This is a genomic window from Saccharomonospora sp. NPDC046836 (assembly GCF_040645195.1).
GTDB lineage: Bacteria > Actinomycetota > Actinomycetes > Mycobacteriales > Pseudonocardiaceae > Prauserella_A.
In genome coordinates this window covers 260,654-274,247 of record NZ_JBEYXW010000002.1, presented here as the reverse complement: position 1 = coordinate 274,247, position 13,594 = coordinate 260,654, and the positions used below count along the sequence as shown (strand labels likewise).

Genomic DNA, 13,594 nt, shown 5'->3' with positions numbered 1-13,594 from the left:
GCCGTTACCTAGGCCACCGTTCGGGATAACCGAACTCGAGTGCGCTGACGTCGTCGAGTGCGGAGCGGATGGCGGCTGGCAGTGTGAGCTCCTCGGCCGCGAGCGAACCGGCGAGCTGCCCGGTGTCCCGTGCGCCGACGACCGGCGCGATCACACCCGGCCGGTCCCGCACCCAGGCCAGCGCGACGGCGAGCGGCGAGGTACCGAGCCCGTCGGCGGCCGTGGCGACCGCCTCGACGATGCGGCTCGCCCGCTCGGTGCGGTGCTGCTCGACATAGCCGGCATAGGTGCTGGAGGCGCCGCGCGAGTCGGCGGGCGTCCCTGTGCGGTACTTCCCGGTGAGCACGCCCCGGCCCAGCGGTGCCCAGGCCAGCAGCCCGATCCCGTGGTGCGCGGCCGCGGGCACGACCTCCCGCTCCACGCCACGTTCCAGCAGCGAGTACTCCATCTGTGTGGAGACGATCCGCTGCTGCCGCAGCGAGGCGGCCGCTGTCGCGAGCTGCCAGCCGCAGTAGTTCGACACGCCTGCGTAGCGCACCTTGCCGGTGTCGATGGCGAACTCCACCGCCGACAGCGTCTCCTCCAGCGGCACGGCGCTGTCCCAGGCGTGCAGTTGCCACAGGTCGATGTGGTCGACGCCGAGTCTGCGCAGCGAACCGTCGAGCGCAGCCAGCAACGCGCCTCGCGAGGCGCCGCCGCCGAACGGGCCGTCCGTGCGCCGCGCGACCGCCTTGGTGGCCAGCACGATGTCGTCACGGGGCACGAGATCAGCCAGCAGCGAGCCGAGGATGCGCTCACCCTCGCCGTCGGCGTAGATGTCGGCCGAGTCGACGAGCGTGCCGCCTGCGTCGACGAACGCGACGAGCTGGTTGGCGGCTTCCTCCGCGTCGGTGACCGTTCCCCAGGACATGGTGCCAAGGGCCATGCGGGACACCTTCAGACCAGAGGTGCCGAGCGGGCGGCTTTTCATGAACCAATTCAACACAGGGGTGCGGAGCGTCTCGATCGGGGGTGGTGGTCGGGCGACGGGTGGGCACAGCGACGCGCAGCGTCTCGTTGGCGGGGCCTTGGCCAAGGCGAGTGAGACGGCGATCAACCGCCCGATAGTGTCGGAGCCCGTGCGATTGGGTTTGAATCTCGGATATTGGGGCGCCGGTAACGATGCGTCCAACCTGGAGCTTGCCAAGCAGGCCGACACGCTGGGCTATTCGGTGGTGTGGGCGGCGGAGGCGTACGGTTCGGACGCCCCGACGGTGCTGGCGTGGGTTGCCGCGCAGACCTCACGGATCGATGTCGGCAGCGCGGTGCTGCAGATCCCGGCGCGGACTCCGGCGGCGACCGCGATGACCGCTGCGACACTCGACTCCCTTTCCGGTGGCCGGTTCCGGCTCGGGCTCGGGGTCTCCGGCCCACAGGTCTCCGAAGGCTGGCACGGTGTCCGGTTCGCCTCGCCGATCGGCCGTACCCGCGAGTACGTCGACATCGTGCGGATGGCGCTGCGCCGCGAGCGGGTGCGCTACGACGGCACCCATTTCCAGCTCCCGCTGCCGGAGGGCCCCGGCAAGGCACTCGCGCTGACCGTGCACCCGGTGCGGGAATCCATCCCCACCTACCTCGCCGCGATCGGTCCGCGCAACCTCGAGCTGACCGGTGAGATCGCCGACGGCTGGCTGCCCGTGTTCTTCTCGCCCGAGCACGCGGCCGAACAGCTGGCGCACGTGCGCGCGGGCGCCGAGAAGGCCGGCCGCACATTGGACGGTTTCGACATCGCACCCACCGTGCCGCTGGTGACGGGCCCGGACTGGCGAGCCTGCGCCGACGCGGTCCGCGGCTACGCCGCGCTCTACCTCGGCGGTATGGGCAGCAAGGAGAAGAACTTCTACAACCAGCTGGCCGGCCGGATGGGTTTCGCCGCCGAGGCCGCCGAGGTGCAGGGGCACTACCTCGCCAAGGACTACGCCGCGGCAATGGCAGCTGTGCCACTCGAGTTCATCGACGCGACCTCGCTGCTCGGCCCCAAGGAGCGGATCGCGGAGCGCATGACCGCGTTCGCCGAGGCCGGGGTCACGACCCTCACGGTCGCGTCGTACCTGCCCGATCCGGACAGCGCAGGCGCCGCCCTGCGCACCGCGGTCGACGCGCTCGAGCTGGCCGGGGTCGCGTGATGGGCTGGTTCGAAGCACTCGTCCTTGGCATCGTGCAGGGACTCACCGAGTTCCTGCCCATCTCCTCCAGCGCGCACCTGCGGGTCACCGCCGCGTTCGCCGGCTGGGACGACCCCGGTGCCGCGTTCACCGCGGTCACGCAGATCGGCACCGAGCTGGCCGTGCTGCTCTACTTCAGCCGCAAGATCGGCCGCGTCATCGGGCACTGGTTCCAGTCGCTGTACAAACCGGAGTACCGGTCCGATCCGGACGCCAGGATGGGCTGGCTGATCATCGTCGGCTCGTTGCCGATCGCCGTACTCGGCCTGCTGTTCCAGGACCAGATCGAGCACGTCTTCCGTGACCTGCGACTCACGGCGACCATGCTGATCGTGTTCGGCCTGTTGTTGCTGCTCGCCGACCGGATCGGCCAGCAGAACAGGGATCTCGACCACCTGACGGTGCGGCATGGGCTCGGCTTCGGCTTCTTCCAGGCACTCGCGCTCATCCCCGGTGTCTCCCGCTCCGGCGGCACCATCACCGGTGGCCTGCTGCTCGGCTACAAACGAGCCGACGCCGCGGAGTACTCGTTCCTGCTCGCCGTGCCCGCGGTGCTGGCGTCGGGCCTGTACCAGCTGACCGACATCGCGAACGGCGGAGGACCGGCGTGGGGTCCGACGATCCTGGCGACCGTGGTCGCCTTCGGCGTCGGCTACCTGGTGATCGCATGGTTGATGGCCTACATCAAGAAGAACAGCTTCCTGCCGTTCGTGATCTACCGTGTCGTGCTCGGTGTGCTGCTGCTCGTGCTCGTGTTCACCGGTGTGCTGGACCCCAACGCCGGACCGGCTGGCTCGTAACCACAACCCGTAGGGTGAGCGTGTGGCAACTGTGATTCTGCTCCGGCACGGCCGCTCCACGGCCAACGGCTCGGGTGTGCTGGCCGGTCGTGCACCGCGGGTCGGGCTCGACGAGACGGGGCAGGCACAGGCCGGGGCGCTGGTGGAGCGCCTCAGCGGTGTGCCGCTCGCGGGGCTCGTCACCTCCCCGCTGCTGCGGTGCAAGCAGACGGTCGCGCCGCTGGCGACGGCACGCGGTCTCGACCGGCTGACCGAGCCGCGGCTATCCGAAGTGGACTACGGCGACTGGACGGGCCGCGAGCTCAGGACGCTGGCGAAGGAACCGCTGTGGCGGGTGGTGCAGGCCCACCCGTCCGCGGCGGTCTTCCCCGGCGGTGAGGGCCTGGCGAACGTGCAGACCCGCGCGGTGGCGGCCGTCCGCGAACACGACGCGACGATCACGGCGCAGCACGGCGACGGCGCGGTCTGGCTGCTGTGCAGCCACGGCGACGTGATCAAATCCGTCCTCGCCGACGCGCTCGGCCAGCACCTGGACAGCTTCCAGCGCATCGTCGTCGACCCCGCGTCGGTGTCGGTGGTCCGCTACACCGAGACCCGGCCCTTCGTGTTGCGGGTGAACGATCACAGCAGTGACCTCGCCGGGATCGTGCCACCGAAACCGGAGCCGAAGCGGCGGCGCCGGGCCGCGAAGCTCTCCTCCGATGCCGAGGTCGGCGGCTCGACCGGACGAAAGGACTGATCGTGACAGCACAGGACAACCCACTGCTCACCCCGAGCGAGCTGCCGCACGGCCTGCCTCCGTTCGACCGGATCCGTGACGAGCACCACCTCCCCGCGTTCGAGGCAGGGATGGCGGCCCACGCCGCCGAGGTCGGGACGATCGCGGGCAACCCTGCACCGGCGACGTTCGACAACACCATCGTGGCGCTCGAACGGTCGGGGCGGCTGCTGCACCGCGTCTCGTCGGTGTTTTTCAACCTCATCGGCTCGCACACCAACGAGACGCTGCAGCGCGTGCACGCCGAAATCGCGCCGCGGCTGGCCGCCCACGCCGACGCCATCCACCTCAACCCGCGGCTGGCTGCCCGCATCGAGGAGCTGTACGCGGGGCGCGACGCGCTCGGTCTGGATGCCGAGGCGGCGTGGTTGCTGCGCCGCTACCACCTCGACTTCCAGCGCGCCGGCGCTGGGCTGCCCGAGGCGAGCCAGTCGCGGCTGCGGGAGCTGAACGAGGAGCTGTCCTCACTGTCGACGCGTTTCCAGGACAACCTGCTCACCGACACCAACGACCTCGCGGTCGTGGTGTCCACACGCGACGAGCTGACCGGGATGTCCGACGACGCCATCGCGGCCGCGGCGGAGGCGGCGACAGCCCGCGGTGAGGACGGAAAGTACCTGATCAAACTGAGCCTGCCGACAAGCCAGCCCGCGCTCGCCGCGCTGGCGCACCGGGCCCTGCGCGAGCAGGTGTTCACGGCATCGACCGCCAGGGGCAACCGGGGCAACGACCACGACAACGCCGCGGTGCTGGCCAGGATCGCGACGCTGCGCGCCGAGCGGGCCGCGCTACTGGGCTACCAGCACCACGCCGCGTACGTCATCGACGACCAGACCGCCAGGACATCCGACGCGGCGCTCGGTCTGCTGCAGCGGTTGGCGCCGGTGGCCGTCGCCAACGCACAGGCCGACGCGGCGGAGCTGCAGGAGGAGATCAGGGCCTCCGGTGCGGACTTCGACCTCCAGCCGTGGGACTGGGCCTACTACGCCGAGCGGGTGCGCCGCTGGCGCTACGACATCGACGAGGCGGAGCTGCGACCGTACTTCGAGCTGGAACGCGTCCTGCGTGACGGTGTCTTCTACGCGGCGAACCGGCTCTACGGGCTGACCTTCACCGAGCGGCACGACCTCCCGGTCTACCACCCCGACGTGCGGGTGTTCGAGGTCGCCGATGCCGACGGCTCCCCGCTGGGGTTGTTCCTCGGTGACTACTACACGCGCGACTCCAAGCGGGGCGGTGCGTGGATGAACACCTACGTCGACCAGTCGCGGCTGCTGGGTGAGCGGCCGGTGGTGGTGAACAACCTCAACATCGCCAAGCCGCCTGCCGGTGAACCGGCGCTGCTGACCTACGACGAGGTCATCACGGCCTTCCACGAGTTCGGGCATGCGCTGCACGGGCTGTTCTCCGACGTCGAGTACCCGACCTTCTCGGGTACCAGCGTGCCGAGGGACTTCGTGGAGTTCCCCTCACAGGTCAACGAGATGTGGGCGCTGTGGCCGGAGGTGCTCGCCAACTACGCCAGGCATCACCGCACCGGCGAGCCGCTGCCGCCGCGGCTCGCGCAGCGGCTGGCGGAGTCTCGTCAGTACGGGGAGGGCTTCGCCACGACCGAGTACCTCGCCGCGTCGTTGCTGGATCTGGCCTGGCACACCCTCAGCGCGGACGCCGCCATCGAGAACGTGGCGCGTTTTGAGGCCGAGGCGCTGGAGAAGGCCGGCATCGCGCTGGCCACGGTGCCGCCGCGCTACCGCAGCACCTACTTCGCGCACATTTTCAGCGGCGGTTACTCGGCCGGCTACTACTCCTACATCTGGAGCGAGGTGCTCGATGCCGACACCGTCGAATGGTTCCGCGAGAACGGCGGGCTGACCAGGGCCAACGGCGACCACTTCCGCCGCGAGCTGCTCAGCCGCGGCGGAAGCATCGACTCGATGACCGCCTTCCGCGCGTTCTGCGGCCGCGACCCGGAGATCGAACCGCTGCTCCAGCGCCGCGGGCTCACCGGCGCCTGACTGTGGCCTCACCGCTCGTTGTTGCGGTCTGCATGGATGATGATCTGCCGCGGTCCGAGTTCTACGAGATCGGCTTCGTACAAGGTCTCGGTGATGATGGCGAGATGCTTTTCGAACAACGCGAGAAGGTCGTTGTTCGAAATGTTGCCGGTCGCCACGATCAGCAGCCGACGTGGAGTGCCCCGGAGTAGATGGTTGTCGCGGAAGTCGCGATCTTTGGAGACCACGACTCGGCCCTCGGCATCCGCCAGTATGGCTATGTCCTCATCGGTGCTGTGATTCCCGTGCGGCAGCGCGGTCGTGTGGATACAGTCGTGACCGGCCGCGGCCAGGAACCGCGCCAGGCGCGCTGGTAGTTGCGCGTCAACGAGAAACTTCACGCGGCGTTGAGTGGTACCACTCGGCGTTGCCCAGCCGCCAACGCGCCGAACTCGAGGGCCGCGAGCAGATCGTCGTGTTCCAGGTCGGGGTAGTCCTCGATGATCTCGTCGATGTTCATACCGGACGCGAGCAGTTCGAGTAGGTTCTCGACCGGATAACGCATCCCGCGAATCACGGGCTGACCGTGACAGATGCCGGGATTCGAAGTGATCCGGTCAAGTCGGGACATGGGCTGAGTGTATCGCGGACCCGTCGCGAACCGCTGCCCCAAAAGCACCCAAGGCCACCTTGGTTGCGCCCACCCGTCTCCCACCACCACCCAAACGGAGACGCTTCGCGTCGCGGTGTTTGACAGCTGCAACCAAGGTGGCCTTGGGGACGATCCACTCAGGTTCAGATCAGGCCGAGCTGCTTGACGGCGTCGCGCTCCTCGGTGAGCTCCCGTACCGAGGCGTCGATCCGCCCACGGGAGAACTCGTCGATCTCCAGCCCCTGCACGATCTCGTACGAGCCGCCCTTGCAGGTCACCGGGAACGACGAGATCAGGCCTTCCGGCACGCCGTAGGAGCCGTCCGACGGCACACCCATGGACACCCAGTCGCCCTCAGCGGTGCCGTTGACCCAGTCGTAGATGTGGTCGATCGCCGCGTTCGCCGCCGAGGCCGCCGACGACGCGCCGCGGGCCTCGATGATCTCGGCCCCGCGCTTGGCCACTCGCGGGATGAACTCGCCCTCCAGCCAGGCCTGGTCGTTGACGGCCTCCGCCGCGTTCCGCCCGTTGACCTCGGCGTGGAAGATGTCCGGGTACTGCGTCGCGGAGTGGTTGCCCCAGATGGTGAGCTTCTTGACCTCGGACACGGCCACGCCGAGCTTCTTCGCCAGCTGCGCGATCGCCCGGTTGTGGTCGAGGCGGGTCATCGCGGTGAACCGCTCCGCTGGCACGTCGGGCGCGTGCGACTGGGCGATCAGCGCGTTGGTGTTGGCGGGGTTACCGACCACCAGGATCTTCACATCGTCGGCCGCGCCGGCGTTGATCGCCTCACCCTGCGGCTTGAAGATGCCGCCGTTGGCCTCGAGCAGGTCACCACGCTCCATGCCCTTCGTGCGCGGACGCGCACCGACCAGCAGCGCGACGTTGACGCCCTCGAACGCCTGCTTGGCGTCGTCGAAGATGTCGATACCGGCCAGCAGCGGGAACGCGCCGTCCTCCAGTTCCAGCGCGGTGCCCTCAGCCGCCTTCACCGCCTGCGGGATCTCCAGCAACCGCAACTTCACCGGCTTGTCCTGCCCCAACAGCTGACCGGACGCGATGCGGAACAGCAGCGCGTAGCCGATCTGGCCGGCGGCGCCGGTGACGGTGACGTTGACAGGGGCCTGGGTCATGACGTTCTCCTGCTGACGGGTTCAGTTCTTGTATTTGCCGATGTTATCGGCCCCAGGTGGAGCGGGACGGGTGCGTCGCCTCACCTGAACCGATTGAGCGCCGATGCCGAACGCGCGGCCCAGCGCGATGACGGCCTCGTCCAGCTTCCCGAGGCTCGACAGCACGGTGCGCGCGAGCGGGCTGTCCGCCGTATCGGCGGCCGGATCGCCGATACTCCGGTCGAGCACCCGATCGCCCGGCCGCCCCGCGTCACCACGCACCGCATCCAGCAGCACGTCCACGTTCCCGACGATGCGCCCGGTCAGCACTTCCACCCGGTGGTCGAGAGCCAGTAGGCCCGGCTGCGCACGGGCGGCCACGTTGCGGGCGCGGAACGCGATCGCCTCCAGCGTGTTCAGCACGTACCACCCGTAGTCGCGGCGGGCGTGGCGCAGGTTGATCGGGTGCGTGAGTGGTTCGACGGTCGTGCGCACCTGCTCCACCGCCCGGTCGAGCTGCCGGGACAGCTCGATGACGTTCACGTTCTCCCTGCCCGAGAGCAACGCCTCGGCCTGTGTGCTGAACTCGTGTAGCCGATCGAGTGCCGTCGCGACGTCGTCGAGCATGACCGCCCGCGTCCCCACCGGCATGATCACCACAGCCGCGAGGATCCCCGCCCCCGCGCCCACCACCGTCTCGGCCAGCCGCACACCGAGCACTTCGAGGCTGAACGTGCCGAGCAGGCTGTAGAGCAGCCCCAGCATCGTGGTGATGAAGAACGCCATCGCCGTCTGCGACACCCGCGCGAACAACGTCGTGCCGAACACGCACACGAGGATCAATACCACGGTCGCCACGGTGTTGCCGGTGACCAGCAGAGCACACACCGCGCCCGCGAAGATCCCGACCAGGGTGCCGCCCAGCCGGCGCGCACCCTTGACCAGGGTGGCACCGGCACTCGCCGTGCCGAGGAACACGACGAACACCGTCAGCACCGCCCAGTACCACCGTTGCGGGGACACGAGCTCCCCGCCGATGACGGCGAGGCTGCCCGCCACCACCGCCTGGACCGCGCTGCGGGTGCGGTTGTCGTAGACGAAGACCGGCGTCGCCGCCGGCTCGGGCTCGTCTGGTACCGACGCCTCAGCCGTGTAGTCGTGCTCGGCGATGCGCTGGGCGTTGACGTCGGCGAGCGCCAGCTCCGCGATGGCGCGGCGCAGCTCGTCGCCCGGCCGGGGGTGATCGCTGAGGCGGCTGCCAGCGACGAGCACCCTGCTGAACTCGTCGGTCTCACTGATCACCGGCAGCTCACGGGGGTCACGTTCGATGAGCGAGTGGAACCGGCGCAGCCGCCCGATCAGCTCCTCCCGTATCGCCGGGTCCAGCGGCTCGGCACTCGTGCGGACGGTGGTGATCGCCAGCCACTGCACGGCGAGCTCGACCTCGATCGCCCGCCTGCCCAGGAGCGCGGCCGCGGGAGCGTCGAGCACATCCCCTGCCATGTCCTCGATCAGCAGCACGCATTCGTGGAGCTGGGCGTTCGCCCGGCGCAGGCTCCGCTCAGCACGTGCCGTGCCGCCGGAAGCGAGGTAGCCGATCGCGGCCTTGATCACCGCACCCAGCCGTGCGCGGAACGCTTTGCGCACGCTCAGGAGCTCGCGTTCGGACCTGCGAGGCAGCAGCAGGAACCGCACGACCGCATTGGCGGCGAGCCCCGTTGCGAGCGCGGCGAGCAGCACCGGCACCTGACCAATGCGGGTTTGCAGGAACATCGCGAAGAAGAAGAGGAAGAACGCCAGCGAGCCGAGCGCGGTCCCGCGTGGACCGAACCGCTGCGCGTACACGGCGACGAAGATCAGCAGCACGAAGACGACACTGTCGAGCGGGGGAGCGGCCTGCCCGAGGCTCGCTGCCGTCAGCGAGACGGCGCCGGTCAGGAAGCCGAGCGCGAGTGTCACCGCCTGCTGTGGCGGTGTGGGGTCATTGACGCTGAAGGTGGCCAGCATCGCCCCGATCGCCCCGATGAGCACGCCGCTCAGCGCCATACCGGAGGGCACCAGCACCGCGCCCGCCAGCATGATGCTCAGCACGGCCGCGGTGGCCAGCCGGATGCGGACCAGGCCGGGATCGGCCGCACGCAGCCGGTCGAGCGCCGCGGCGATCACGTCAGCAGTTCCCACTGGGCGAGCCGCAGGCGGCGCCCCGTGCTCGCGGTGATCCGCAGCCGGTGATGCCGGAACGTGCGCGGCTCGGCGACGCGGAATGCGCGGGTCTGCCTACGCCAGCGGAACTCCTCGCCGGCACGCGTGTCGAGCACCGTCCACTCGGCACCGTCGGCCGAGCCCTCCAGCGTCCACGCCTGCGGGTCGCCCTGCCGCCTCGCCGACGTCAGCGTGTAGACGCGCACGGCTCCCGGTGCGTGGTTGGCCGTGTGCTCGACCACCGGCGTGGCGCTGTCGAACGTCACCTCGGTGCGGGTGGTGTCGTCGAACAGTGCGGCCACCCGCGTGCCGTCGGAGCTGCGGGCAGTGCCCGGCAGGTCCCGTAGCGGCCGGGGAGCCGACGGCTCGCCGGTCACGGTCCCCCAGTCCGAAGGCTCGGGTCCGAGGTCGAAGTCGAGCACGGCGCCCGCCGTGAGCACACTGTGGTCGAGCCACGGCGAATGATGCGGCGTTCCGTTCACCCGCAGGCCCTGCACGTAGACGTTGTCCGTGCTGTTGCCGGGTGCGTTGACGACCAGCCGCCTGCCGTTGTCCAAGCGCACGACCGCCCTGGTGAACAGCGGCGACCCGATGGCATAGCGCGGGCTTCCCGGTGCCAGCGGGTAGAACCCGAGCGCGCTGAACAGCCACCATGCGGACATCTCGCCGTTGTCCTCGTCACCGGGATAACCCTGGCCCAGCTCGCTGCCGAGATAGCAGCGGCGCAGCACCTCCCGCACGATGCGCTGCGTCCGGTGCGGGGCGCCCGCGTGGAGGTAGAGGTAGGGGATGTGGTGGGAGGGCTGGTTGGAATGTCCGTACTGGCCGAGCCGGACGGCGTGTGCCTCGGTCATCTCGTGGATCACCCGCCGGTAGGAACCGGTCTGCCTGCCGCTTTCCGGTGTGGCGAAGAAGGTGTCCAGCCGCGCCCGTAGCCCTGCGCGCCCGCCGTGCAGCGCCGCGAGCCCGTCGCCGTCGTGTGGTGCGCTGAAGGCCGTGTTCCAGCCGTTGGTCTCCGCGTAGTCGCCGCCCCACACGGCCGGGTCGTAGTCCCGCGGCGTACGCCGCCACTGCCCGTCGTCGGTGCGGCCCTGGAAGAACCCGATCCGCTGATCGAAGTGGCCGGCGTAGAGCTGCGCCCGGCCTGCGAAGTACGCGGCGTTGTCGGCATCGCCCAGCGCTGTCGCCAGTGCGGCGACACCGCTGTCGTTGAGGCTGCCCTCCAGAGCCCACGACAGGCCTTCGCGCGTCGAGGACGGTGTGTAGCCGAGGAAGATCGACTCGGCGAGTCCCTTCCTGCCCACGGCACGCGATGGCGGGGTGACGGTCGCGTTCTTCAGTGCGGCCTCGTAGGCGGTGCGCACGTCGAAACCCCGCACACCCTTGAGGTAGGCGTCGGCGAACGCGACGTCGGAGCCGGTGCCCACCATCGCGTCCGCGTAACCGGGCGAGGACCAGCGGGGGATCCAGCCGCCCTCTCGGTAGTGCTGCAGGAAACCGTCGATGAGCTCGCCGCAGCGGTCCGGCGTGAGCAACGCGTACGCAGGCCAGGCGGTGCGGTAGGTGTCCCAGAAGCCGTTGTTCACGATCAGGCGCCCGCCGACGATCCTCGCGCCGGTGCGCCTGCGGGTACTCGGCCATCGGCGTAGCGAGACCGCGCTCGCGTGGCGTGGTCCGCCCGGGGTGTCCTCGTGCGCGACGTTGGGATACAGGAACAGCCGGTACAGGTTCGAGTACAGCGTGGTGAGCTGGTCGTCGGTGGCGCCATCGACCTCCACCCGGCCCAGCAGCTCGTGCCAGGCCAGCCGGGCCCGTTCGCGGACATCGGCGAACGTGAGCGGCGCCGCGACCTCCAGTTCGAGATTGCGGCGTGCCTGGGCCTGCGAGATGAGTGAGGTGGCGATCCGCATGGTCACGGTGGGTCCGGGGAAGCGCACGTAGCCCGTCACCGTGCGCCGGAACGGCGACCGGATCCTGCGCCCCTCCGACGGTGCCTCGTCGAACGTCGCGTACACGTACATCCGCCGGGCCCCCGATGATCCTCTGCTCCGTACCCAGGTGTGCCCGGTGACGGTGCGGCCTCCGGTGTCGATCCGCAGGCCGCCCCGGTTGCGGACGTTGTCGAAGAGCAGCCAGCCTCCCTCGCCGGGGAAGGTGAACCGCAGCAGTGCGGCGTGCTCGGCGGGTGCGATGTCGGCGGTGATCCCGCAGGCGAACCGCACGCCGTAGTGCTGTGGCCGGTCGATCTCGTCGTCGTGGCTGAACGGCAGCGCGCGGCGTCGCGGGTCGGCGACGACCTCGCCCATGCCGGGCATCACCTGGAACGTGTGCCGGTCGCCCACCCACGGGCTCGGCTGGTGGCTGAGCGCGATGGCCTGCAGCGCCGGACGGTTCGCGGCGTCGTTGTGGGCGTGGTAGGCGTACACCCAGTCGAGCGCACGGGCATCGGTGACCGGCGTCCAGAAGTTGAAGCCGTGCGGCAGCGCGGTCGCCGGCAGGCAGTTGCCCCGGGAGAACCGGGAACTGGAGTGGGTGCCGCGGGTGGTGCGCACGTAGTCGACCGGATCGCGGTCGGTGCCGCCTTGTTCGCCGATCCGGATGTCGTCGAGCCAGCCGGTCACCTCGCCCGCACCCTCGGGCGCATCGGTGACCAGCACGACAGCGCGGACGGTGCGCCCCGCCGCGATCGTGCCGAGCTCGTGCCGGACGAGGTTCCACTGGTCGAGGTAGAGCCGCTTCGACTCGCCCGCCGCCCGCGCCGACGTGTGCCGGGCCAGCTCACCGAGCGTGGTGCCGTCATCGAACTCGAGGTCCACGGCGACGAACGTGCTGCGGTATCCCGAACCGGAATCCGGTTCGGGATAGACCACATAGGACAGTTCGGTGCGCTCGGTCACCGGAACGTCGACGCCGAACAGCCCAGCCCTGGCCGTTCCGGCAACCGTGGTGGCGTAGTGCAGGGCGCGCAGGCCGGTGAAACCGACGCCTGCCTTGGCGGCCAGTGGCCGCAGCGGTCCCGCGCCGACGTGCACGCGGAGCCGGTGGCCGGTGCCCGGTTGCGGGTGGCCGTCCTCGAAGGAGGTGAAGAACTCACTGCGCGCCACGGCTACACGGTAATGCCAGGTGGCCGTGCATCAAGGTGGCCTTGGGGGCTGTCACCAGTTCCCGGTCTCCGGGCCCAGCGCACCGTAGGCGACGCCGTTACCGCGGGCGTAGGACTGCACCACGACGCCGGTACCCGACGTCGTGGTGCTGAGCAGATCGAGGCCGGTGGGAACGGTCCCCTCGGCGAAGAGCCGCTTGCCGGAACCGATGACCACCGGGAACACCACGACCTGGAACTCGTCGATGAGCTGGTGCCTGAGCAGCGTCTGGATCAGCTCACTGCTGCCGTGAACCTGGATCTCGCCGCCGTCGCCCTGCTTGAGCCTGCGGACCGCGTCGGCAAGGTCACCGGTGAGCACCGTGGTGTTCTGCCACGAAGCGGACTCCAGGTGCCGCGACGCGACGTACTTGCGCATGCCGTTCAGCTTTGCCCCGAACGGGTCATCCGGCTCCGTAAGTGGCCAGGACGCGGCGAAGATGTCGTAGGTCCTGCGCCCGAGCAGCAGCGCCTCGGCCCTGCCGATCACCTCCGCCATCAGCTGCAGGAGCCGGTCGTCGAAATGCGGCGCCGCCCAGCCACCGTGCTCGAAGCCACCCTCGCGGTCCTCGTCCGGGCCGCCGGGAGCCTGCATGACCCCGTCCAGCGACACGAACGTGGTCACCATCAGCTTTCGCATGTCGTGTTCCTCCCTGTCGTCGCCACCGGTCCCCGGCGGCGCCTGCACTGGTGCCGACAAACGCGAACCC

Annotated in this window: 11 protein-coding genes; 4 read left to right on the top strand and 7 right to left on the bottom strand. The window is 69.7% G+C overall.

The annotated features are described in order from the left end of the window. Positions 1-4: 4 nt before the first annotated feature. Positions 5-970, bottom strand: a complete 966-nt coding sequence (locus ABZ863_RS04330; protein ID WP_358530968.1) for an aldo/keto reductase — start codon at positions 968-970, stop codon at positions 5-7. Positions 971-1,118: 148 nt separating this feature from the next. On the opposite strand from ABZ863_RS04330, the gene ABZ863_RS04325 reads away from it, so the two are divergent. From ABZ863_RS04325 to ABZ863_RS04310, 4 genes are read left to right on the top strand one after another with little or no spacing between them, the layout of a single operon-like run. Beyond that, positions 1,119-2,165, top strand: a complete 1,047-nt coding sequence (locus ABZ863_RS04325) for an LLM class F420-dependent oxidoreductase (protein ID WP_358530966.1) — start codon at positions 1,119-1,121, stop codon at positions 2,163-2,165. Continuing rightward, a complete protein-coding gene (locus tag ABZ863_RS04320) occupies positions 2,165-3,004 on the top strand; it encodes an undecaprenyl-diphosphate phosphatase (RefSeq protein ID WP_358530964.1) in 840 nt (279 codons plus the stop codon). The genes ABZ863_RS04325 and ABZ863_RS04320 overlap by 1 nt, the downstream gene beginning before the upstream one ends. 22 nt (positions 3,005-3,026) lie before the next feature. Beyond that, complete coding sequence (locus tag ABZ863_RS04315) at positions 3,027-3,743, top strand: histidine phosphatase family protein (RefSeq protein ID WP_358530962.1); 717 nt, start codon at positions 3,027-3,029, stop codon at positions 3,741-3,743. Between the two features lie 2 nt (positions 3,744-3,745). After that, the gene (locus tag ABZ863_RS04310; protein ID WP_358530960.1) at positions 3,746-5,797 is read left to right on the top strand and encodes a M3 family metallopeptidase; all 2,052 of its coding nucleotides are present in this window, start codon (positions 3,746-3,748) and stop codon (positions 5,795-5,797) included. A gap of 8 nt (positions 5,798-5,805) precedes the next feature. Here ABZ863_RS04310 and ABZ863_RS04305 read toward each other — a convergent pair whose 3' ends face one another. The 6 genes from ABZ863_RS04305 to ABZ863_RS04280 all read right to left on the bottom strand — a co-directional run bounded on the left by ABZ863_RS04305 (position 5,806) and on the right by ABZ863_RS04280 (position 13,524). Then, the gene (locus ABZ863_RS04305) at positions 5,806-6,177 is read right to left on the bottom strand and encodes a DUF5615 family PIN-like protein (RefSeq protein ID WP_358530958.1); all 372 of its coding nucleotides are present in this window, start codon (positions 6,175-6,177) and stop codon (positions 5,806-5,808) included. After that, positions 6,174-6,407 (bottom strand): DUF433 domain-containing protein, encoded by a 234-nt coding sequence (locus ABZ863_RS04300; protein WP_358530956.1) that lies wholly within the window; start codon positions 6,405-6,407, stop codon positions 6,174-6,176. The genes ABZ863_RS04305 and ABZ863_RS04300 overlap by 4 nt, the downstream gene beginning before the upstream one ends. A gap of 164 nt (positions 6,408-6,571) precedes the next feature. After that, on the bottom strand, positions 6,572-7,561 hold the full coding sequence (locus ABZ863_RS04295) for a malate dehydrogenase (RefSeq protein WP_358530955.1): 990 nt from the start codon (positions 7,559-7,561) through the stop codon (positions 6,572-6,574). A gap of 21 nt (positions 7,562-7,582) precedes the next feature. Beyond that, positions 7,583-9,721 (bottom strand): FUSC family protein, encoded by a 2,139-nt coding sequence (locus ABZ863_RS04290; protein WP_358530953.1) that lies wholly within the window; start codon positions 9,719-9,721, stop codon positions 7,583-7,585. Beyond that, positions 9,703-12,846, bottom strand: coding sequence for a GH92 family glycosyl hydrolase (locus ABZ863_RS04285; RefSeq protein ID WP_358530951.1), 3,144 nt, complete (start codon positions 12,844-12,846; stop codon positions 9,703-9,705). Before ABZ863_RS04285 ends, ABZ863_RS04290 begins: the two co-directional genes overlap by 19 nt. Before the next feature lie 51 nt (positions 12,847-12,897). Further along, positions 12,898-13,524 (bottom strand): dihydrofolate reductase family protein, encoded by a 627-nt coding sequence (locus ABZ863_RS04280; RefSeq protein WP_358530949.1) that lies wholly within the window; start codon positions 13,522-13,524, stop codon positions 12,898-12,900. Positions 13,525-13,594: the final 70 nt, after the last annotated feature.